Source organism: Cellvibrio chitinivorans (assembly GCF_035117775.1).
Classification (GTDB): Bacteria; Pseudomonadota; Gammaproteobacteria; order Pseudomonadales; family Cellvibrionaceae; genus Cellvibrio; species Cellvibrio chitinivorans.
In genome coordinates, this window is record NZ_JAYKKN010000001.1 from 1,306,655 (window position 1) to 1,330,137 (window position 23,483).

At 46.2% G+C, this 23,483-nt stretch carries 17 protein-coding genes; 15 read left to right on the top strand and 2 right to left on the bottom strand.

The features are described from left to right. Positions 1 to 78 precede the first annotated feature (78 nt). The 11 genes from SPL68_RS05535 to SPL68_RS05585 all read left to right on the top strand — a co-directional run bounded on the left by SPL68_RS05535 (position 79) and on the right by SPL68_RS05585 (position 10,763). Positions 79 to 957: a dienelactone hydrolase family protein gene (locus tag SPL68_RS05535; RefSeq protein ID WP_323814079.1), complete on the top strand. Its 879-nt coding sequence runs from the start codon at positions 79 to 81 to the stop codon at positions 955 to 957. Positions 958 to 1,065: 108 nt separating this feature from the next. After that, positions 1,066 to 1,635: a hypothetical protein gene (locus SPL68_RS05540; RefSeq protein ID WP_323814316.1), complete on the top strand. Its 570-nt coding sequence runs from the start codon at positions 1,066 to 1,068 to the stop codon at positions 1,633 to 1,635. Further along, positions 1,632 to 1,949, top strand: a complete 318-nt coding sequence (locus SPL68_RS05545) for a type 2 periplasmic-binding domain-containing protein (protein WP_416377408.1) — start codon at positions 1,632 to 1,634, stop codon at positions 1,947 to 1,949. The genes SPL68_RS05540 and SPL68_RS05545 overlap by 4 nt, the downstream gene beginning before the upstream one ends. 242 nt (positions 1,950 to 2,191) lie before the next feature. Next, complete coding sequence (locus SPL68_RS05550) at positions 2,192 to 3,415, top strand: efflux RND transporter periplasmic adaptor subunit (protein ID WP_323814080.1); 1,224 nt, start codon at positions 2,192 to 2,194, stop codon at positions 3,413 to 3,415. 241 nt (positions 3,416 to 3,656) lie between these two features. Further along, positions 3,657 to 4,397, top strand: a complete 741-nt coding sequence (locus SPL68_RS05555; protein ID WP_323814081.1) for an ABC transporter ATP-binding protein — start codon at positions 3,657 to 3,659, stop codon at positions 4,395 to 4,397. Between the two features lie 2 nt (positions 4,398 to 4,399). Continuing rightward, the gene (locus tag SPL68_RS05560) at positions 4,400 to 5,557 is read left to right on the top strand and encodes an ABC transporter permease (protein WP_323814082.1); all 1,158 of its coding nucleotides are present in this window, start codon (positions 4,400 to 4,402) and stop codon (positions 5,555 to 5,557) included. Between the two features lie 2 nt (positions 5,558 to 5,559). Next, positions 5,560 to 6,750 carry an ABC transporter permease gene (locus SPL68_RS05565; RefSeq protein ID WP_323814083.1) on the top strand — a complete coding sequence of 397 codons (1,191 nt, stop codon included), beginning with the start codon at positions 5,560 to 5,562 and terminating at the stop codon, positions 6,748 to 6,750. 165 nt (positions 6,751 to 6,915) lie between these two features. Next, on the top strand, positions 6,916 to 7,827 hold the full coding sequence (locus SPL68_RS05570) for a S1 family peptidase (RefSeq protein WP_323814084.1): 912 nt from the start codon (positions 6,916 to 6,918) through the stop codon (positions 7,825 to 7,827). 164 nt (positions 7,828 to 7,991) lie between these two features. Next, positions 7,992 to 9,032, top strand: a complete 1,041-nt coding sequence (locus SPL68_RS05575; RefSeq protein WP_323814085.1) for a LacI family DNA-binding transcriptional regulator — start codon at positions 7,992 to 7,994, stop codon at positions 9,030 to 9,032. A 256-nt stretch (positions 9,033 to 9,288) separates the two neighbouring features. Then, positions 9,289 to 10,170, top strand: a complete 882-nt coding sequence (locus tag SPL68_RS05580) for a glucosaminidase domain-containing protein (protein WP_323814086.1) — start codon at positions 9,289 to 9,291, stop codon at positions 10,168 to 10,170. Further along, complete coding sequence (locus SPL68_RS05585; protein WP_323814087.1) at positions 10,167 to 10,763, top strand: hypothetical protein; 597 nt, start codon at positions 10,167 to 10,169, stop codon at positions 10,761 to 10,763. Before SPL68_RS05580 ends, SPL68_RS05585 begins: the two co-directional genes overlap by 4 nt. A gap of 106 nt (positions 10,764 to 10,869) precedes the next feature. On the opposite strand, the gene SPL68_RS05590 is transcribed toward SPL68_RS05585, so the two are convergent. Together SPL68_RS05590 and SPL68_RS05595 are read right to left on the bottom strand one after the other, a co-directional pair. Beyond that, on the bottom strand, positions 10,870 to 12,333 hold the full coding sequence (locus SPL68_RS05590) for an MFS transporter (RefSeq protein ID WP_323814088.1): 1,464 nt from the start codon (positions 12,331 to 12,333) through the stop codon (positions 10,870 to 10,872). Between the two features lie 92 nt (positions 12,334 to 12,425). Continuing rightward, the gene (locus SPL68_RS05595) at positions 12,426 to 14,873 is read right to left on the bottom strand and encodes a glucan 1,4-alpha-glucosidase (RefSeq protein ID WP_323814089.1); all 2,448 of its coding nucleotides are present in this window, start codon (positions 14,871 to 14,873) and stop codon (positions 12,426 to 12,428) included. Between the two features lie 307 nt (positions 14,874 to 15,180). On the opposite strand from SPL68_RS05595, the gene SPL68_RS05600 reads away from it, so the two are divergent. From SPL68_RS05600 to SPL68_RS05615, 4 genes are all read left to right on the top strand, one after another. Next, entirely contained in the window at positions 15,181 to 16,824 is a 1,644-nt protein-coding gene (locus SPL68_RS05600; protein WP_323814090.1) for an alpha-glucosidase family protein, read from the top strand. 353 nt (positions 16,825 to 17,177) lie between these two features. After that, on the top strand, positions 17,178 to 19,967 hold the full coding sequence (locus SPL68_RS05605) for a TonB-dependent receptor (protein ID WP_323814091.1): 2,790 nt from the start codon (positions 17,178 to 17,180) through the stop codon (positions 19,965 to 19,967). A gap of 72 nt (positions 19,968 to 20,039) precedes the next feature. Further along, the gene (locus SPL68_RS05610; RefSeq protein WP_323814092.1) at positions 20,040 to 21,530 is read left to right on the top strand and encodes a tryptophan halogenase family protein; all 1,491 of its coding nucleotides are present in this window, start codon (positions 20,040 to 20,042) and stop codon (positions 21,528 to 21,530) included. A gap of 63 nt (positions 21,531 to 21,593) precedes the next feature. Then, positions 21,594 to 23,483 (top strand): alpha-amylase family glycosyl hydrolase, encoded by a 1,890-nt coding sequence (locus tag SPL68_RS05615; RefSeq protein WP_323814093.1) that lies wholly within the window; start codon positions 21,594 to 21,596, stop codon positions 23,481 to 23,483.

The following is a 23,483-nucleotide window of genomic DNA, read 5'->3' on the forward strand; positions in this document are numbered from 1 at the left end:
AGATGAGCTGGGGGTCACAGGTTCCCCTCTTTGAAAAAGAGGGGTTAGGGGAGATTACTTTTATCGGGAGCTAAATCCATGTGTGACGAGCATAACTTTCAGGAAAACGAAGACTATTTCAAAACTCACTCGCAGATAAATCGCCGCCAGTTTGTCACCGGTATGCTCGGTGTTGGTTTGATGATGTATCTGCCGATGAGCGCCAACGCCAAGGCTGTCACTCAATCCTATGTCACCATCAAAACTCCCGATGGCGAAGCCGATGCCTATTTTGTTCACCCGTCCGATGGTAAGCATCCTGCAGTATTGATCTGGCCGGATATTCTCGGCCTGCGCCCCGCGTTTGAAATGATGGGCAAGCGCCTCGCCGAAAGTGGTTACTCGGTGCTGGTGGTCAATCCTTATTACCGCACCCAAAAAGCACCGGTGGTGGGAGTAGGCGCGAGCTTTGATGATCCTGATACCCGCGCGACTGTAATGGCTCTAGCGCAAACTCTCAGCCCCGAAACCAATGTGATCGATGCCAAAGCTTTTGTGCAGTTTTTGGATCAACAAAAAGCTGTCGATACCAGCAAAAAAATCGGCACCACCGGTTACTGCATGGGTGGCCCAATTGTGATGCGCACCGCAGCAGCTATCCCCGAGCGCATAGGCGCTGCTGCGAGTTTCCACGGCGGTGGCCTCGCGACCGATGCAGAAAACAGCCCGCATTTATTAATCCCCAAAATGAAAGCCCGCTTCTTAATCGCCGTTGCCGAAAACGACGATCAGCGCGATCCAAAAGCAAAAGAAACCCTCGCCAGCAGTTTTGCGAGCGCAGGGTTAAAAGCCGAAATTGAAGTCTACAAAGGCGCGCTACACGGCTGGTGTCCGCCGGATTCACGTGTATACAACGAAGCTCAAGCCGAGCGCGCTTGGAGCCGATTGTTGGTTACTTTGGAAGAAGCGCTGGGTTAATTGCTTATCTTGTTGTTCCAGATTCTGCCCAGCCAAAGGTGGGACTGGATGTTGAAGGTAGATCGGGCGATGATCTACCTTCATCAAAAACAATAAGGCAGCACAATCATGGCAGGTCGATTTTTCTCTCTACTATTTCTCTGCACCTTGTTTGCTTCAATCGGCGCTAATGCCGAAACCGAAAAAGCCAGCGCGAATAAAGTCACATCAATCAAATTATGGAACGGCAATAAAACTGCATCGCGTCAGCAATATGAGCGCGAGGTTTTGGAGGCTGCACTTGTCGCGACTCAAGCACATTTTGGCAAATGGAATTTGCAAGAAGATAAAACTGATTACCCCGCAGCCGCCGATGAAGCCAGTGTGTTTAGCAAAAAAGGTTTTGATATTTTTGGCACAGTCGCGGGCAATACAAAATTGGCCGATGAGCCGAAAATTCTGATTCCTCAACCGCTGATGAAAGGTCTGCTCGGTTATCGCATTCTGATTATTCGCGCTGCAGATAAAGCAAAATTCGCCGCAATCAAATCCCCGCACAATTGCAGTCGCTGCGTATGGGAATTCCCGCCACTTGGGCCGATGCCGAATTGTTTCGCCAAAATGGTTACAAGGTGGAAGAGAAGGGTAGCTTTGATGATTTGTTTGTACGTTTGGAAAATAATGAATTCGATTATGTGACCTTCGGTGCAAATGAAGTGAGCGGTGTATTTGCCGAGCGCGCGGCCAAATCTGGCAAGTTGATAATCGAGTCTTCGCTATTAGTGTTTTATCCCTTCCCGCTGGTGTTTTACGTCAATCCGAATAACAAAGCGCTGGCTGAGCGAGTTGCGCAGGGCTTGCTGGCAATTCAAACGAATGGTGAATTGGACGCAATTTTTAATCGCTACTTTGCAGCAGATTTACAACAAGTCGATTTGCCCGCGAGAAGCATGATCACCCTTAAAAATCCCATCTTGCCTGCGGAAATGGCAGGCTTTAAACCTGCGCTCTAATCCTCTCTTTACTGTCGTTAAGGTGAATTGTTGCGGCGATTTTATGATCAATGTCATAGCTTTCTGATGACATTGATTGTTGTCGTCGCAGAGCTGCCGCGACTACTCTATTCCCAATAAGAACACACCACAGGTAAGGACAGTCACTGGAATACGAAAACCCCTAGGCTCGGGCGCCGTTATTGAATGATAATGCCCTGCATACCCTTTTGTTTTCCAGTCGATAACGAGCAGAGCATATTGTGACGAATAAAGACGAACTCCTTTCGCAATTACGCATTAACCGCGACCAAGTGCCTGATGACACCAACAAGGCGCGCATCTGGATTGCGATTGCCGCCGTGGCTGCTGCCATAGTGGTGGCGGTGAATATGCTGAGCGAGCCAGCGCCAGTAAAAGTACAAGTGGAAATGGCGCGTATGGCAGTGCCAGATTCATCATCAGCGCGGGTGTTGGATGCAACCGGTTATGTAGTCGCGCGCCGCACCGCAACTGTCTCCTCCAAAGTGACTGGAAAAGTGGCTGAGATTTACATCGAAGAAGGCCAACAAGTCGAGCAGGATCAAATAGTCGCGCGTTTGGATGATTCCAATACGATTAAATCCTACGAGCTAAGCAAAGCTGAATTGCACTCCGCCAAAACCCAAGTGGCAGAAACCCAGGCGCGTTTAACCGAGGCGAAATTAACGCTGGAGCGCAATACCGAATTGGCGCGCAAGCAACTAGTCAGCGCTGCAGCGTTGGATAAAGCGCGCGCGGATTTTGAATCCCTGCGTGCGCAACTGGATGCGCGCAAAGCCGATATCACCGTAAGCGAAAAACGTTTGGCGCTACAGCAACAAAATTTGGATGACCTGACTCTGCGCGCGCCATTTAAAGGTGTGGTGATCAGTAAAGATTCACAGCCGGGCGAAATGATTTCACCGATTTCTGCTGGCGGCGGCTTTACCCGCACGGGTATTTGCACCATTGTCGACATGAACTCTTTGGAAATCGAAGTGGATGTCAATGAATCCTATATCCAGCGTGTGCGTGTCGATCAATTTGTGCAAGCGACGCTGGAGGCTTATCCCGACTGGAAAATTCCTGCCAAGGTAATTGCGATTATTCCTGCTGCAGATCGCCAAAAAGCCACAGTAAAAGTGCGCATTGGTTTTCAAGTGGGCGATGCGCGCATCCTTCCTGATATGGGCGTGAAAGTGGCATTTATGAATGCCGAGCCAGTTGAAGAAGAAAAACCAAAAGAGCCGCTAGGTGTGCGTGTGCCGATTACTGCGGTACGCTCGGAAGGCGAAGAGAAATTTTTATTTGTAGTAAAAGATGGTGTGGCAGAGTTGCGCAAAGTTACGCTTAACGCCAGCTATGGCACTGACGTTTATGTCGCCACTGGTCTGCGTGCAGGTGAAGATTTTGTGGTGGTGATTCCGCCGGACTTGGAAGATGGCTCCGAGATTGAGCTGCAATAACCGCTGGGGTTGAAGTAATTTAAGTTTTAAAAGGCGCTGGCGCAGTGAGCCAGCGCAATTAAATAAAAATAAAAGTTTTCGTAAGTTTTCTACTGCTTTTCTTTTTTTGATTTTCCTTTAAATCGCTTTTCTGTTTGATTTTTTACATTTCGATTTTTCGTTGTCAGTTGTTCTATCTTTATTTTGCAAATAATTTTAATTTATCTTTTCTGTGGCACTCTTGCCTATATATGGAGGATTTATGACGTCATCGCTTGCAACTCAATCACAGGTTTCCGATGAGCTTTTGGTGCAATTAAAAGGTATTTCCAAGGCATATAAAAAAGGTAAAGAGCAGGTCAGTGTGCTTGCTGATCTCAATCTGGATATTCGTCGCGGCGATTTTCTCGCGCTTATGGGGCCATCTGGCTCTGGCAAAACCACACTGCTGAATTTGCTCGGCGGTTTGGATAAACCCACTGCCGGTGAATTAATTATTGGCGGCCAGCGGCTGGATCAAATGTCATCCTCACAGCTCACCAAATGGCGCGCGCGCCATGTTGGTTTCATCTTCCAGTTTTATAATTTGATGCCGGTATTAACCGCTGAAAAAAATGTTGAGCTGCCGTTGCTGCTGACCAATTTATCCAGCAAACAGCGGAAATTGCATGTGGCGGCGGCCTTGGAATTGGTTGGGTTATCCAATCGCGCCAAGCACTACCCGAGTGAATTGTCTGGTGGTCAGGAGCAGCGTGTTGCCATCGCCCGCGCACTGGTGAGCGACCCGGATTTATTGTTGTGCGACGAACCGACGGGTGATTTGGATCGCGCCACTGCCGATGAAATTCTCTCGCTATTACAAACACTCAATGAGCAGCAACAAAAAACCATCATTATGGTAACGCACGATCCGCGCGCCGCAGATCACGCGCGCCATACATGGCATATGGATAAGGGTTCGCTGATTACTATGGATACGAATGGCAATACAGGAGCTTATTAATCATGTATTACCTACAGTTTTTGTTAAGTAATTTAGGGCGCAAAAAAATGCGCACCACTTTGACCTTACTATCAATTGTCATAGCGTTTTTGTTATTTGGTTTGCTACGCAGTTTGGCAGCGGCCTTTGACCAAGGCGCGGAAATCGCAGGCGAAGATCGCTTGGTGAGCATCAATAAAATCAGTTTGATCCAACCTTTGCCGGAAGCCTACTTGGCAAAAGTGCAGGCGCTCGATGGAGTCGAGAAGGCGACATCCGCAAACTGGTTTGGTGGCTATTATCAGGATGCTAAAAACCAATTTCCGCAATTTCCCATCATCGCTGAAGATTATTTTGAAATATATAAAGAGATGATCTCTTTACCTGAAGAGCAAATGCAGGCATGGAAAAATAATCGCATCGGCGTCGTGATTGGTAAAGCATTAGTCGAGCGTTTCCAGTGGAAAATTGGTGATCGCATTCCTTTGATTGGCATGTTCCCGCGTGAAGATGGCAGCACCACATGGGAGTTCGTCATTGAAGGTATTTACGAAGCAAAAAGTAAAAGCGCCGATACCAGCGCCATGCTGATGCACTACGATTATTTTGATGAGGCGCGACAGTACGGTAAGGGAACCTTAGGCTGGTTGATTATTCAGGTGGAAGATCCAAAACAATCAGCGCAAGTAGCCGCAGCGGTTGATGCGCTCTTTGCCAATTCACCAGCGGAAACCAAAACTAGCAGTGAAAAAGATTTTGCCAAATCTTTTGCCAAACAATTTGGCGATATAGGGCTGATCACTACCTTAATTTTAGGTGCGGTGTTTTTCACTATGCTGTTGGTTGCGGGCAATACCATGGCGCAATCTTTTCGCGAGCGAATTCCTGAGTTGGCGATTTTAAAAACCCTGGGCTTTTCCGATGTTGCCGTTATGTTAATGGTGTTGTCGGAAGCGATTGTTATCGCATTGATCGGCGGGTTAATCGGATTGTTGCTGGCGAAATTTTTTATCAGCGGCGCTGCAACATCAATGGCAGCAACCTTGCCGGGGCTGAGTTTATCGCCGGCGATGATGTTATTGGGAGTAGGGCTGATGCTTTTATTTGGCTTGCTCACCGGCATTATTCCCGCGCTACAAGGCTTGCGCCTCAACATAGTTACTGCACTGCGGAGACGTTAATTATGTTTAATTTTATTGCACAAATAATTACGGTGACGCTGATGAATCTGCGCAATCTACCGCAGCGTATTGGCACTTCATCGGTAGCGGTTTTTGGCGTGGCCTGTGTTGTGGGTGTGTTTATTGGCGTGCTATCTATGGCCAGTGGTTTTCAGCGCACTATGGTGAGTGCCGGTGCAGATGATGTGGTCATTATGATGCGCGCTGGGGCTACATCGGAGATGAGTAGCGGCATGGGTTACGATCAAACCCAGTTGATTGCGAACCTACCTGGAATTGCAAAAGATGGCGATAAACCGATTAGTTCGCCGGAGCTATTTGTGATCGTCGATATTCCCATGCGCAACAAAGATACAACAGCCAATGCGCCGTTGCGCGGTGTTGAACCTATGGCGTTTGCGGTGCGTAATTCATTCAAGATTATCGAAGGGCGCAATTTTGAACCGGGTAAAAATGAATTGATTGTCGGGCGCGGCGCGCAATCGCAGTTCGCCAATTTGCACGTGGGATCAGTGGTGAAATTTGGTCAAACCGAATGGACGGTTGTAGGTGTATTTGAAGCTGGCGGTGGTTTGGCGGAATCTGAATTGTGGTGCGATGCCAAAATTTTGCAAAATGCTTATCGCCGCGGTAACAGCTATCAAATTGTGCGCGCAAAAGTGGCAGACAAAAATAGTTTTTCTGCCATCAAAGAAGCGATTGCGGCTGATCCCAAATTTAATATGGATGTAAAAAAAGAAACGGACTATTTAGCCGAGCAATCAGAACCGCTAAGCAAATTCATCAAAATGGTGGGCTATCCGCTTGCATTTCTAATGGCGTTGGGCGCGATTTTTGGTGCGATTAACACCATGTACACCTCAGTTGCCAATCGCACTCGCGAAATTGCAACTCTGCGTGCGATAGGTTTTGGCGCAACGCCGGTGGCGATTTCAACGCTGGTTGAATCTTTGGTGTTGGCGATTGTTGGCGGTATTATCGGCTCAATTATTGTCTATCTGATATTTAACGGTTACACAGTATCCACTCTGAATTTTGCCAGCTTTAGTCAGGTAGTATTTGATTTTGCGGTTACGCCAGATTTACTAATACAAGGTGTCATCTTCGCTACGGTAATTGGTTTTATCGGCGGGTTTTTCCCCGCTATTCGCGCGGCACGCTTGCCTGTAGCAACGGCATTGCGTGAGGTGTAGTGCCGGTAGTTTTTTGTGTCGGCCGCTGCTTGCCAGCGGCTTTTTACTTTTTGGCTTTTCATAACCAAGGAGCTGCTATATATTTTTCGGGCTAGAATGATTCGGTAAACATCATTGTTGAATCAGCATCTGCGGGAATGTTTTATCTTTAATAAGGATTTTTTTATGAAAATAATCACAAGTCTTTTAGTGGCTGCTTTGAGCCTACCTGCAACCGCAGGACTCATTCGTCACGATACGCCAGACACTTCATATACTCAATTTGCTACGAGCCCCGAATTCAGCGGTGTTGGTTTGATTTTTGGCGACACCGCTGACTCCTCTTATTCATGCAGCGGTACAGTTATTAATAAGAATTGGGTATTAACCGCTGGTCATTGCGTCAATAAAGCTAATGCCATGTCTTTTTATTTGCCAAGCGAAAGTGGATGGCGTTTTTATGAGGCTGATTCCTGGGTGGCGCATGAAAGCTATAGCGATGCCAATATTTTTGCGGGTTGGGATATAGGTCTAATGCATTTTGATACAGACTTTGATGTGGCTCCCGCGCAACTTTACAGCGGCAGTAGCGAGTGGCTACAGCTTTCTGCCAGTGCCGGTTTTGGCTATACCGGTAATGGTGAAACCGGCATAGAGTTTATCGATTATCAGCGTCGCGCTGGAACCAATATTATTGATGATCTCTGGTCAGCAGAGGGCAACGGCCAGCAAATTCTCTGGTCTGACTTCGATCACCCGACAGATGCTTCTTATAACGCGCTTGATTTTTTAGGTGTCGATTTTGATGATCTCGCAACAGTGCTGGAGCTGATGATTGCACCGGGTGATTCAGGTGGCGGTGTGTTTATTCAGGAAGATGGTCAGTTATATTTGGCGGGGGTGCATTCCTTTATCAGTGATTTCAGTGGTGATGGTGCATTCGGATATGGCGATGTATTTGGTTCAACCCGTGTAAGCAGTTTTGTCGACTGGATCGATGGAAAGGTAAATGCACAGAGTGTGCCTGAATCTGGTGGGGGCATGCTGGCCCTCATCGGCCTAATGGGGTTGGTCGCCCGGCGGACGCGCAAAGCTTGATCTACCGTTAAATAGCCAGAAACCTGAAAAGCCGCTGCTAGCCACAGCGGCTTTTCTTATGGCTGGCTATTACTTGCTGTACCAAAAATAAGGGCTGATGTAGTATCGCCCCTTATTACTACAAAAAATTACAACAATGCGTACAACATGCGAGGGTAAACAAGTTGAAAGACGACAAACCCACCTCCTTTGATATTGCCTATCGCGCCGGGGTATCCCAATCCACCGTCTCCCGCGCGCTGCGCAACAGCCCCTTGGTCAATGAAGAAACCCGCCTTAAAGTTCAGCAAATAGCGCGAGAGCTTAACTACAAGGTCGATAAAAATGCGAGCAGCCTTCGCTCCCAGCAAACCAAAACAATTGCCTTGTTGCTCTGCGAAGATCACGGTACCGGCAACTCCTTAATCAACCCGTTTTTCCTCTCCATGCTCGGCAGCATTACACGCGCAACCGCCAAACGCGGGTTTGATTTGTTAATTTCATTTCAGCAATTTAGTGAAGACTGGCATGCGGATTATGAAGATGCCAATCGCGCCGATGGCATCATCTTTTTGGGCTACGGCGACTACGAAAGCTTCGTCAAAAAACTCACCTATCTCACTGAAGTAGGCGCGCATTTTATTACCTGGGGTCCCGTGCTTGAAGGGCAGCCGGGCGTTTCAATTGGTTGCGATAATTTCAATAGCGCCTATAACGCGGCGAAACATTTACTGTCGCTGGGGCGAAAAAATATTGCCTTCCTTGGCGATGTATCCGAACACAGTCCTGAGTTTGCCGATCGCTATCACGGCTTTTGCAAAGCATTAAAAGAAGCGGGAATTGAGATTAATGCCAAGTTACAAGTAGCAGCAGAAACGTCTGAAGAAGAAGGCTACAAAGCAACGCTCAGTTTGTTACAGCGCCGCTTACCCTTTGATGCGATTTTTGGCGCTAGTGATTTAATCGCAATCGGTGCCATGAAAGCACTTGAAGAAGCAGAATTACATGTACCAAAAGATGTAGCCGTAATGGGTTTTGATGATATCCCAATGGCATCTTACACCTATCCACCGCTTTCTACCGTGCAACAAGATACGTTACTTGCAGGCGAACTTTTGGTAGAGAATCTATTGAAAATGGTAGAAGGCGAACGCCCCGAATCTATGTTGCTTCCAGCCAAATTAATCGTGCGTGGCTCTTGTGGAGAAAAGCCGATTAAAAAGTGATTATTAAGCTCTGGTGATAATAAAAATCCTGTCAGTATGGTGTTGGCAGGATTTTTGTTTTTTTAAATAAGCCATGATTTTTAATGTGAACTGAGTGAGAGTATTGCTAAGGCAGTTGGCTGTATTCTAATTCTAGATTGCAGATATAAATTTATATATTAAAGATAAAGTTTATATTTTCATTCGGATTGGCTTTTTGTGGCACAGAAAGAACGATGGAGTTTGTTTAACAAGGTTGTGACCTAAAGGAGTAATAATGAGTGTTATAAGGATTTCATATTCAGTTGGAGAAAATGGAAAAAATCATAGGCCTGATGTTTTTGCGATACAAAAGGCGTTGAATTTAGTAATAAAAGGTAACTTACTTTCCCCTCAGATCCCACTTAAAGAAGATGGTGTTGCCGGACAGAAAACCAAAGCGGCAATCCGTCTGTTTCAACAAGCTTTACTGCGCTTTTCCATTCCAGATGGTCGTATTGATCCATCGGGAAGAACACTCGAAAAATTGAATTCAACCATATTGCTGTCAAAACAAAGCCTCTCTATGCGTAATCCAGATAAAATGGAATCTAGATTAGCGCCCAGTGCATTGTTGTCAGGGGCTTTTGGCTCGCAATCTAGGATCAATAAAAACTTAAATGTTCGTCCAAATGGCGCTGTATCTGAAAATGTTGATCTGCAATCTCTTACTAAGGATGAGTTTGTTAGGCGGGTTTTTGAGGCTGCCAAGAAAGAGGAATTAAGCTCTGGTGTTCCTGCAGCGGTGACAGCTGCGCAGGCCATTCTTGAAACAGGTTTTGGTAAATCTGTGCCGACAGATATGAATACCAAAAAATATAGTTACAATTTGTTTGGCATTAAAGGGGCTGGCACCGCTGGGTCAGTAGATGTATATACCCATGAAGTAGTTGATGGGAAAAGAATAAAAATAATTGGCAGGTTTCAAGCCTACAATAGTTTCGCTGAGTCTATTTCGGGTAGAACCAATTTTCTGAAAAGAAATTTAAGATACAAATTTCTTTTTAACTCAAAAGATCCAAAAGTTTGGGCTGAGGGGCTTCAAAAGGCTGGTTATGCAACAGATCCCAATTATGCAAAAACATTAATATCAATTATGAATTCATGGAGGTTAATATGACGCTTCATTTTTTTGTTGGAATTATTCTTTCAGTATTTCTCTGTGCGTGTAATGCAGAAGTAAAGCACTTCAATATGGAGAGGGAGTTTGATGCGTCCGCACAGCTTTTTTTTGACGCTGTGCAAAATGGTGATGTGTCTAAGTTTAAGGCGGCTGCTGATCCTGCTGGTGTGCATCTTGTTAGAAAATTTACATCGGGTAACCTTGGTGGCAGAGGAGAGGAATTGAGCGCTAAGGTGTCGGCTTCTGCTATAACAGACGATATGATGTTTTTGCTGAAAACCCAAACTCCATTTAACTTAAAAATAATATTTCCAGGGCGGGCAATTAAAGACGATAAAGCATTGCCGCATTATGACATGCCGGAAAATATTTGTGGCTTGGCTTTTGATCAATGGGATGCTCCATTGAAAGAGGTGATTGAGTTGCTTCCTGAGTCTAACAGTGGAGATCCGATTGTTTTAGCAGCTGCATCGGAGTGTTGGGCTTATGCTGAGACCCAAGTGATAGACAGCATGTTGGTCGGAGGGGTTGCTGTATTTAAGAAAGGTGGGAAGGGAGTGGATTTAGTTTCGATTATTGATTTGCTGTGATACAGAAATATTAAGTTGTTGCTATTTTTGCTCAGCTTTGTCAGTTTTGGGGAGAATACAAAGCCTGCCAAATAATATTTGGCAGGCTTTTTAATTTTTTAAAAAACTAATGTCCTTGCGGTTCCAGTCCTATTTCAGTCTCTGAATCCTTCACAAAGTAAACCGAAATCGCCCCAAGAATCATACACACACCCGCCAACACCAAAATATAAATCGCTTCGTTGTGAAATACATGTTTCAGAATTTGCCCTGCGACTAAACCCGAAACAATTTGCGGGGCGGCGATGGTGAAATTGAAAATGCCCATGTAGACGCCGGTTTTATCGGCGGGCAGTGAGCCTGCCAAAATTGCGTAGGGCATGGCGAGGATTGCTGCCCAGGCGATGCCGATGCCGATCATGGGGATTAATAAATCCAGCGCGCCCTGCGGAATATCCACTTGAGTCAAAAGCAGGTTCACATGCACAACTTCCGAATTTTGAAACAGCATAAAACTCATATAACCCAAACCACCGGCAAGCAGTGACAGCGAGTAGGTGAGCTTGCGGCCAAAGCGATTGGCAATGCGTGGCAGGAATACGGAAAATACGGCGGCAAATAATGAATAGGCCGCAAACATAATTCCTACCCAGTCGCCGGCAGCGCCTTTTGCGGCGGCAATTTCAGGCGGGATCATATCGAGCGAGTGCAAATAAGTTGCATCAAACCATTTGGCTTCTATACCCCAAATATGTTGGGTAATTGCCGGTGTGGTATAGACCCACATAATAAAAAGTGAAAACCATGAGAAGAATTGCACTACTGCCAATTGGCGCATGGTTTTGGGCATATTGATAAATAATTGCCAAAAATTTCCCAATCGCTGTGCGAGTGATTTTTTTTCTGCTGGTGCAGTTGCGGTTAAACCTTTGTAACGATTGTAATCATCCGGTGCATATTCTTTGGTGCGAGTGACTGTCCATAAAACTGTTAGGAAAAGCGCACTGGCACCGATATAAAACGCCCAAGTCACTGTAGGCGCAACTTCACCTTTAGGTGCAGTATTTTCCAGCCCGATTACATTGGTGAGCACAAACGGCAATATAGAGCCGATCACCGCGCCGATATTAATCAGCAGCGCTTGAATCGAGTAACCGAGGGTGCGCTGCTCATTGGGTACCATATCTGCCACTAGCGCACGGAAGGGTTGCATGGTGACGTTAAAGGCGCCGTCCATTAATGCCAGCATCAATCCGCCAAATAACATGGGTGCGATAAACGAAACAAAGAGCGATGCATTGGGCATTAACAGCATGCCCAGCGCGGCGGCAATGGCGCCGCCAAGAATATAAGGGCGGCGACGACCTAGGCTATTCCAGGTGCGATCTGATGCGGCGCCGACAATCGGCTGTACCAGTAAGCCCATAATGGGCGCGGCGAGCCAAAAGAGTGAGAGTGAGTGTAAGTCTGCGCCCAAGTCCGACAGCACACGGCTGACGTTGGCGTTTTGCAAAGCGAATCCCAGCTGCACTCCGAGGAAACCAAAACTGACATTCCAGACTTGCCAGAAGGGGAGTGTAGGTTGTTTCATTGTTGTTATGCCTTTGTTGTTGATTTATTAATGACGATAAAAAAACAAATACGCACTCAAGTAAAAACCTGAGTGCGTGAATGCGATAAAAACTATTTTACGTAGCGTGCTTCAGTGCTCGCATTTCTGTCCCACACTTTTCCATCGCTGTAGCTGCGCAATAGTTTTACGTATTCCGCGTGAGTCCATGCCAGAGGTGTTGCTGCGTTTGTGCCTTCACCCATTGGATAATTGTAGGCGTCATTATTGCCTACGCCATCCCAGACTTGTTCGGGCAGCATCATGCCTTCGTTGGCAAACAGCTCCATTGCTTTGACGTAAGTGTTGCGCAGTTTTTCCATATCGAGACTGTTATTTGCTTTTGCCAGTTGCAACTCATAGTGACCGCGCTCACCGGTAAAAAATGGCCAGACACGACCGCGACCCTGTGATGAGTTATTAGCTTCAACATAACCAAAGCCATTGCTCAGGTCTTCGCCATAACCATCGATACCATAGCGGCGCCAGCCGGGGAATTTGCCTTCCACACCGGGGAAGGTGAATTCGTATTTGGTGCGCAGTAAATCGGGCAATTGTTGATTGTCGTATTCAGGAAGTGTTTCCAGAATATGTTTGTCGGTTGCTGCACGCACGCCGTAGCGCACCAATTCTAAAAAGCCACCATCGATTACTTGTGATTCATCATTAATTACTTGTGCATTGCTCGTGCCTAATGCTGAATGATCATTAGGATCTTCATTGGCATTGATGCGCAAATAATAATTGCCATTGCCCAGCTCGCCGGTGAGCGAACCTTTAGTGGTGTAGGTGAGTGATTCCAATGTGCTGGAATATTTATCCGCTGCTGCAAAATATTTTGCGGCGTTTTCTTTATCGCCCGCTTGAGTTGCTATATCACCTGCCGATACCAACCCGGCAATAATTGCAGCTGTGGTGGATGGTGAATAACCTTGTTGTTCTTCCCAGCGCTCTTGCTGAGTGTAGGGTGGGGTGATGGTGCGATCATTCCACATGATTTTTACCGCGCCGCCATCCACTAAAAAATCTGCTGCAGGTTTCAGCATTTTTTTATACCAGTCGCTGATTTCGGCATCGCTCAAAATGCCGTCTTTCCACAAACGCCAGCCGAGCATTAATGGCATGCCGGTTTGGTCAAGCTGCACGCCGACCCATTCTGGTTCGCCATCCACATGGGTTTTTTGCAAGAACCAACCGGGAACGCCACTGTAGCCGGCAATTTTTTCGCTCGCTTGTACCTGCTGCAAATATTCAAACGCGATGCGCGGCGATTCAGTATCGCCCAGCGCTAACATCGCCATGGCGACCTGATAAAAATCGCGCGGCCATACAGCTTTATAGCCAGTTGCGGATTGCTCAGCAGATTTGGTGTCGCCCCAAGGGTTGGAGAGGGATGCGATAAACGCACCTGCGTGAGTTTTATCTTCTTGCGCTTTTAATACCATCGCGCTGGTGTAAAGTAATTTTCCGCCGTCGGTTGCAGTTGCAGATAATTTTTCAAGCGCTGGCAACTTTTGTAAGAAATCTTGCCAGCCAATTGCATCGCCTTCACCGTTGTAGTGGGCGAGCACTTTGTCGTAACCAGAGGTGAGTGTTTTATCTGCTGCTGCGATGCTTTCGGTTTCGCTTTTGCCAAAGCCCAGTACAAAATCCCACTGTGCGGACTTGCCTTTTTTCACTGTTGGCAATTGCAAAGTAAACGCAACATTGCCTGCGGTAACGCCAGTGCTTGTATAGATATTGGTAAGGGTTCCATTCGTGGTTAAGTCTTTAAGCCCGTCAGATACACCTTCAAAACCGACAGTACTTTGTACAACTTGCGCGCTGGTTTTGAGTGACATGCTGTGATGGCCATCGCTAGCCGTCCATGCATTTTTGCTGCTGTGGGCTTTGTCATTACTACCGGTATTGGCGATAGCCGGATTAACGTAAGCGTAAGCAGTAACATCATCGGTCAGTGCACGAACAACAACACGCATCATTAAACTTTGTGAGTCGGGATCGGTAAAAATATGTTTTTCAATTTCATATTTACCGTCTTTATCTTTGTTCACAATTTTATAGGCAAGTGAAAGCGGGCGGCCTTGTGCGTCGGTTTTCAAATAGCTGGTAGTGGATGTTGTGTCTTTCTTTTCTTCATCGACTTTTTTTGCATCCTGCGAGTCGCTGGTTGTAATAAAAAATTGGAATTCTTTTAATTGTGCCTCGTGAATCAAGCCGAACATGGTTTCTGTGAGCACGCCTTGCGCGATAGAAAACCAGACCTTGGAGATAGTACCGCTGCTGCCGGAGTCGCTATAGCTGCCATTGGTATAGGTTTCATAGGAAGTACCTATGCCGGTTTTGCCGGCATAGGCCCAGACTGCAGCAGCGCCAGGGGCACCGGGCGCAATGGTATTGACCGAAATTGTATTGGTAGAGGCAGTTGAATTGCCTTCTGTTTGTGAGCCAGATGATTTTGGATCTGAACAGGCAGATAAAAGCAGGCTGCTAATCGCCAGTGCGATGAGATTTTTTTTCATGGCGGGATTCTCTTTTTACTTAGACTTATTGGCTTGGGCATTTTTATTGGTGATTTTGTCACCTTATGCGTTGGCGCGAATCAACTCAAGATTATGCATACGTATTCTATAAGGTTTTGCAGCTGAAACTAGCGTTAAGCTAAATGCATACGTATGTAGTCCCTTGGCGAAAAAATCCTGCTAGCGTATGTTGGTATTACATCTTACAAGCCCTGTTGCTTGCTGCTATGTGAATGTCTGTTTCAGCATCCGTGCAGTGGGGTTTAAGTAATAAGCAGCACCAAATCAATAACAAGAGATTTTAGTAATGACTCCAACTCCCTGGTGGCGCGGCGCAGTGATATATCAGGTATATCCACGCAGCATGATGGACGCCAACAACGACGGCATAGGTGATATCCCCGGTATTATCAGCAAGCTCGATTACATCGCGAGCCTTGGTGTGGATGCGATTTGGGTGTCGCCGTTTTTCAAATCGCCGATGAAAGATTTTGGTTACGACATCAGTGACTATCGCGATATTGATCCAATTTTTGGCAGTCTCGCCGACTTTGATGAGTTGATTGAAAAGGCTCATGCGCGCGGAATCAAAATTATTATTGATCAGGTGTTGAGCCATACTTCTGATCAGCATGCGTGGTTTTTAGAAAGCCGCGAATCGCGCACTAATGAAAAATCGGATTGGTATGTGTGGGCTGATCCTCAGCCAGATGGCACTCCACCCAACAACTGGCTGGCGATTTTTGGTGGTTCGGCTTGGGAATGGGAGCCGCGCCGCGGCCAATATTATCTGCACAATTTTTTGAAAACCCAGCCGGATTTGAATTACCACTGCGATGCGGTGCGCGCACAAATTTTGGATGAGGTTGAATTCTGGTTAAAACGCGGCGTAGATGGTTTGCGTTTGGATGCCATTATCTTTTGCTATCACGATAAATTGCTGCGCAATAATCCGGCCAAGCCGGAAGAGGAGCGTAGAGGTCGTGGCTTCCGCGAAGATAATCCCTACGCGTTTCAGCGTCATGTTTACGATTGCGATAGACCTGAAAACCTGCAGTTTTTGGAATCGCTGCGCAAACTGATGGATCGCTATCCGGGCACTGTTACTTTGGGTGAAATTGCCTCGGAAGATTCGCTCAAAACCATGTCGGAATACACCGCCAACAATACGCGCTTGCACACGGCATACAGTTTTGAATTGTTGGTTGATCAGCTCTCCGGTTCTTATATTCGTGAAACCGTTGAAACGCTGGAAAATAAATTTTCCGAAGGCTGGCCGTGTTGGTCAATTGGCAACCACGATTCAGTGCGCGTGATGTCGCGCTGGGGCGGTGCTGAACAATCGCCACAGTTAGCCAAAACATTAAATGCACTGTTGTTATCACTGCGCGGCAGTGTGTGCAGTTATCAAGGCGAAGAATTGGGCTTAACCGAGGCGGAAATTCCGCAGCACGAATTGCAAGATCCTTACGGCATTACTTTCTGGCCGCGCTTTAAAGGCCGCGATGGTTGCCGTACACCAATGCCCTGGAATCACACTGAAACCTATGCTGGTTTTTCGCAACATAAAACCTGGTTGCCGGTTGCCGCTGAACACAAAGCGCAGGCAGTCAGCTTACAAGACGATAGTCAGTCATCCGTGCTCAATGCCTATCGCACCTTTGTAAACTGGCGCAAACAACAGCCAAGTTTGCGTTTAGGTGACATTACATTTGTTGCGGATGCAGAAGATTATTTAGTATTTATTCGTTCTTATGGCGATGAAAAAATTCTGTGTGCATTTAATTTTTCAGCTAATGCACAAACCATCGAGTTGGATAAAAATTACATTTTAAGTGCAATTGATGGTCATGGTTGTGATTCGGTCAAAGATAAAACTGATGAAGTGGTTACGCAAAGTAACAGTTTGCAGGTCGCTGGTTATTCAGCAATATTTTCTCGCGTTATCTAGTTTTTGTTTGTGCTAGTTCTCTCGTTGTTCTCATAGTTGTTGTCTCATCTTTAGAGGGCTTTATGCCCTCTTTTTTTAGTTGAATTTAATCGCTCAAAACTCTGGCTGAAAGTAACTAATCAACTAATCTTTATTGGATGGCGATAAAGATTATTTTTCGCTGGATATTTTTGTTGAATAAGTCAAATGCATACGTATGCGGCCTTTTGAATACGTATGCATTCTATTGTGAGAAATGCAGTCTAAAGCCTACTATCATTTTAGCGACACTACACTCTCGATAGAGAATAGATAAGAGTCTGATGTACGCATAATGTTAAAAATAAAGGCATAGCTTCGCGGAGAGAGTCATCATGAAAAAATCCAAGTTCAACCACATGTTCGCATTGGCGACCACTATGGCGCTGGTGTCGGGTTCACAAGCGGTTTACGCACAAAACGCCGACGATCAAGTTGAAGAAGTTCTGGTCACCGGTTTTCGCGCCAGTATCCAAAACTCAATTGCAGCAAAACAAAATTCTGAATCTGTTGTAGAGGCTATCTACGCAGAAGATATTGGTAAGTTACCCGATTCCAGTATCGCTGAATCATTAGCGCGTTTGCCCGGTTTGGCCGGTGAGCGTCGCGATGGCCGTACCAGTGGTATTTCGGTGCGTGGTTTTAATGAAAACTACGTCGCTACTACCATGAATGGCCGTGAAATTTTAGGTATCGGCGACAACCGCGGTGTTGAATACGATTTGTATCCATCCGAAATTATTTCCGGTGCCGTCGTTTATAAAACGCCAGATGCCAGCCTCGTCAACCAAGGCTTGGGCGGTATTGTCGATTTGCAAACCCTGCGCCCATTAGAGCGCGACCGTATTGTTAGCATCACTGGCAGCTACGAACAAAACGAACTCAAATCCGGCAACCCGGATTTTGACGATACCGGGCATCGTTTGGCGTTCACCTATTCCGATAAATTTGCGGACGACACCCTCGGTGTTGCATTAACTGTTGCGACCATGGAATCGCCCAGTCAGGAACAACAATTCCGTGCATGGGGTTATGCAGATGCAGTTCCTGATACTGATATCGTAGGCTTGGGTGGCCACGATTCATTTGTGCGCTCTGCAATGATGGAGCGCGATACTTATTCCGCAGTAGTGCAATTTGAACCAACTGATCGCCTGAGCATGACATTGGACGCGCTCTACATCGACTTCACCGACAGCAAAGTTTTCCGCGGTGTTGAAGAAGGTACGATTTGGGGTGGTGGCGTAACCAACGTGCACACTACTGTTGATAACGGATTGGTAACTGCAGGTGAGTGGAGTGGTTTCCACAGCGTTATCCGTAATGACGGCGAAGTAAAAGAAGGCGAGCTGACAACCTTTGGTTTTAATGCGGCTTACCAACTTACTGATGATTGGACTTTAACTCTGGATGCAGCGACGGGCGAGTCATCCAAAGATTTGATCAATATGGAAAGTTATTCCGGTGTTGGTCGCGCAGGTACTGCAACTCAAGGTGACCCAGCGGCGCGCTCTTATGTGTTGACCCCAACGGGTGTGATGTACGGCCCGCATTCCACAATTGCTATGCCGGATTACACTGACCCTGCCAATATTCGTTTGGCTGGTCCGCAAGCATGGGGCGGTGCAATTGCTCCTTTAGTGGGTGGGGTAGACAACGCGCAAGATGGCTTCGTCAATAATCCTTATTTTGAAGAAGAGCTGGACACTTTGCGTTTGCAAGCTGAAGGTGAAGTAGAGTTTTCTATCGTAAACGGCGTGGAATTCGGCGTTAATTATTCTGACCGCAATAAATCCAAAGTGAATCAAGGCGCTTTCCTGATTGCTCCGGGGTTCTACGCTGAAGATGGCACCACTATTGTGGGCGGCGATATTGCTGTACCAGAAAAATATATTGTTGGTTCTGCAGATTTGAGCTTTCTCGGCCTTGGCGATGTGCTGGCCTATGACGGTATAGGTTTGTACAAAGATGGCATTTACACAGAAATCGATGCCGCCAATTATGAAACTGCGCGTTTGGGTGATACTTACGAAGTTTTTGAAAAAGTAACTACCCTCTACGGTTTGGCAAAATTTGAAACCGGAATTTTAAAAGGTAATGTCGGTTTGCAATATGTATCTACCGACCAATCGGCAACCGGTTTTGATACCTACACCGGTGAAGACGGGACTGTTGTAAGAACGCCGGTTGAAGATGGTGCTGAATATAGTCAGTTACTGCCCAGCCTGAATATGAACTTCCAATTGACCGATGAGCAGATGTTGCGTTTCTCGGCAGCAAAAACCATGTCGCGCGCGCGTATGGATTCAATGAAGCCAAACAACACTATTGGTTTTAACTTTGATCAGGCGCATCGTGAAAGTGATGACCCAGACTTCAGTGCCTGGAGTGGTTCGTCTGGTAATGCAGCGCTGCAACCAATTGAAGCAATTCAAACCGATCTGACCTATGAATATTATTTTGCAGATGACGGTATGGTGTCCTTCGGTTACTTCTACAAAGATCTGCAAAACTGGCATTTAACCACTAGCGTGTTAACGGATTTTACCAGTTACATTATTCCTGGTTATCACGATAGAAATATTCCTGCTCTGGTTTCAACCCAAGGTTATACCACTGGTATTGTTGAAGCCGGCTCAGGTTATGTAGCGGGTAATGAAGTACAAATCAGCTTTCCATTCCATATTGTTAGCGATGCACTGGATGGCCTTGGTGTAATGGCGAGCGGTACTTTTATGGATGGCGAAGTGGAATACGAAGATACCATACAGCGTATTCCTGGTTTGTCCAAAGAGTCTTATCAATTAACTGTGTACTACGAGCGCGCTGGTTTTGAATTCCGTGTAAGTGGCCGTAAACGCAGCCCATTCCTGACTGAAGAGCGCGGCACCAGCTTGTCATTGGTTCCGATTGTTGACCAAGGTTCAGAAATTTGGGATGCGCAAATTGGCTATAACTTTGCCGACAGCGGTGTGCGTGGTTTGGAAGGTTTAACCATTACCTTGCAAGCACAAAACTTCACCGACGAAGACACAGTTACTGCCGCATTGGATGACTCGCGTCAAGTCAGCAAATACCAGCACTTTGGTGCTAACTATTTGTTAGGCTTTAACTACAAGTTCTAATGTGATTTTTTCGTCTGTAACACTAAAACCCTGCTAGCAGTGCTGGCAGGGTTTTTTTTCAGGTGATGCTTTATGAATAATAAAATTAAAAAAGTGGTCATTGTCGGCGGTGGAACTGCAGGCTGGATTAGTGCTGCGCTCTTGGCAAAAACACTCGACAATGCAATTGACTTCGAATTAATAGAGTCAGAAGAAATTGGGCGCATAGGTGTAGGTGAAGCCACCATTCCGCCCATTCGCCATCTTAATGAAGCCTTGAGAATAGATGAGGCAGAATTCCTGCGCGAAACCCAAGCAACCATCAAACTCGCGATCAAATTTGAAAACTGGCACAAGCAGGGCGAGAGTTATTTTCATACTTTTGGCACGGCGGGTAGTAGTAGTGCCTTTTGCCAATTTCATCATTATTGGGTGAGAGCCAAACAGCTAGGCGACAGTTCTAGCCTATGGGATTTTGATCTCAATTATCTCTGCGCAACTGCCAATAAATTTGCGCCCATTGTTAGCCGTGAGCCTATTCTGGCGATGCTCCATGCTTATCATTTTGATGCATCACTCTATGCGGCCTATTTGCGCCGTTACAGCGAAAAACATGGTGTGAAGCGCACAGAGAGAATGATTCAGCAGGTTGAGCTCAATCCTGATTCTGGCAATGTACAGCGGCTGTATTTGCAAAATGGAAAAATAATTGAGGGCGATTTTTTTATTGATTGTTCAGGGTTGCGCGGATTGCTAATCGAACAAACGCTCAATACCGGTTATGAAGATTGGAGCCATTGGCTGCCTTGCGACAGCGCAGTGGCAGTGCCATCGGCACGTTTGGATAAAACCTTGCTCTATACCCGCGCGATTGCGCACGATATAGGTTGGCAGTGGCGAATTCCATTGCAGCACCGCAATGGAAATGGCTTGGTTTATTGCAGTCGTTATTGTTCGGATGATGAAGCGGTTGGCCGTTTATTTGCAAATCTCGATACCGAGCCATTAGCCGAACCCAACTTAATTCGATTCAAAACCGGGCGCAGAGTAAAGCCGTGGAATCGCAATGTGTTAGCGGTCGGGTTAGCGAGTGGTTTTTTAGAGCCGCTGGAGTCCACCAGTATTCATTTGATTCAGTCGGCGATTGTGCGGCTGTTAAAGTTTTTCCCGCATCAGGGAGTTAGCCCTGCCGCAGTAGATAATTACAATCACCTATCGCAACTTGAGTTTGAAGCTGTACGCGATTTTTTAATTTTTCACTATACCGCCACCGAGCGAAATGACAGCCAGTTTTGGCGCGATATGAAAAATATCCCCTTGCCAACTAGCTTGGTCAACAAAATACAAACCTTCCGTGAAACTGGAATGCTGGTGCAGAACACGCACGATTTGTTTCAGGATTCCTCCTGGTTGCAAGTGCTCTTGGGGCAGGGTGTTATGCCGCAGGATTTTCATCCTTTAGCTGCTGTTCCAACTCAAGAGCAATTGGCTGAGATGTTCGCCAATATCAAAAAGATAAAACAAAAGCCTTTATCTCAATTACCTGAGCACGATGCATTTCTTGCGCAGTATTGTCAGCGTTAATTTCCGATCACTTTTATGCAATTCAGTTTTCTATAGCGTTGGAATTGCGACACTGGATTTTTTATGAAACAAAAAATACTCATTGGCTGCTCATTAATCGCATTGTATGTGTTGAAGGCTTGTTCTTCACCGCCGAAGCAAGCAGCACCTGAAACGTTTGCGCAAGGCAAACCTGTTGTCTACCAAATTTTTACTCGTCTATATGGTAATAAAAATACCACCAACAAACCTTGGGGAACCATTGAGGAAAATGGTGTAGGGAAATTTAACGATATAGATGCAACCGCACTTAAATCGATTAAAGAACTTGGCGTTACCCATGTGTGGTACACCGGCGTTCCGCACCATGCGGTGATTCGCGATTACACGGCATTCGGTATTTCCAATGATGACCCTGACGTAGTAAAAGGCCGCGCCGGTTCGCCCTATGCGGTGAAAGATTATTACAACGTAAACCCTGACCTTGCGGTTAACCCAGTCAAACGTTTGCAAGAGTTTGAAGCACTGATTGCACGCACCCATGCGCAGGATATGAAAGTTATTATCGATATAGTACCCAACCATGTTGCGCGTACTTATCAATCACTCAGCAAGCCAGCAGGCGTAAGCGATTTTGGTGAGCAAGACAATACATCGGTCGAGTACGCCCGCGACAATAATTTTTATTATGTGGTGGGTGAAAATTTTGCAGTGCCTGAGCCGTTAAATAATTATCGCCCGCTCGGTGGCGAAGATCATGCGTTGAGTGACGGAAAGTTTGATGAAAAACCCGCGAAATGGACGGGCAATGGTTCGCGCCTCGCACAGCCGAAATTTGATGACTGGTATGAAACGGTCAAAATTAATTACGGTGTTCGCCCCGATGGCAGTAAAGATTTTCCTGAACTTCCTGCTGGTTATGCGCAGCAATCAGTGCAAGCACACTATCAATTCTGGCAAGGAAAATCGGTGCCGGATTCATGGATTAAGTTTCGCCAGATTGCCGAGTATTGGTTGGGTAAAGGTGTAGACGGTTTTCGTTTTGATATGGCGGAAATGGTGCCGGTGGAATTTTGGAGCTATTTAAACTCTGCGATCAAACATAAAAATCCGAATGCGTTTTTGTTGGCTGAAGTCTACAACCCGCAGGAGTATCGCAACTATATTCGCCTTGGGAAAATGGATTACCTCTACGACAAAGTGGAAATGTACGATAGCTTGAAAGCCATAATGCAAAATAAATCTGGCACAGATTCAATTGCAAAAGTGCAAACGGGCATGAGTGACATTGAAGAACATATGCTGCACTTTTTAGAAAATCACGATGAGCAGCGCATCGCCAGTCCTGAATTTGCGGACAGTGCAGAATTGGCAAAACCGGCTATGGTGGTGTCCGCATTAATTAGCCGCTCGCCGACGATGATTTATTTTGGGCAGGAGGTTGGTGAGGCTGGAGCATTGAACTCCGGTTTTGGCAGTGCATCGCGCACGACAATTTTTGATTATGCAGGTGTGCCTGCACATCAGCGCTTTATGAATAATGGCAAGTTCGATGGCGGGCAATTATCTCCTGCTGAACAGTCGCTACGTGAATTTTATCGCCAAGTGTTAAAACTATCTGCCGAGCAATCCGGGTTTAATGGGCAGTATCGTGAATTGCATAACGCGAATGCTCATACCTCTGGATACGATAATCGTGTGTTTGCATTTGCTCGCTGGGATGAACAACAGAAATGGTTGGTGATCAGCAATTTCAGTGCAGTGGATACACGTGAATTTGAGTTGCAGTTGCCGAAGGAATTGCTCGAGCAGTGGAACCTGAAAGATGGCGACTATGAAATGCTTTCCTGTCTTGGTGATAAATCCTCCCCCCTTGTCTTGCGGGTTAATCACCAGCAAGCCAGTGTAAAAATAAAATTAGTTCCCTTGGAGTCAAAGGTTTTATTGCTGGGTGATTCCATCCCTAATCATTAA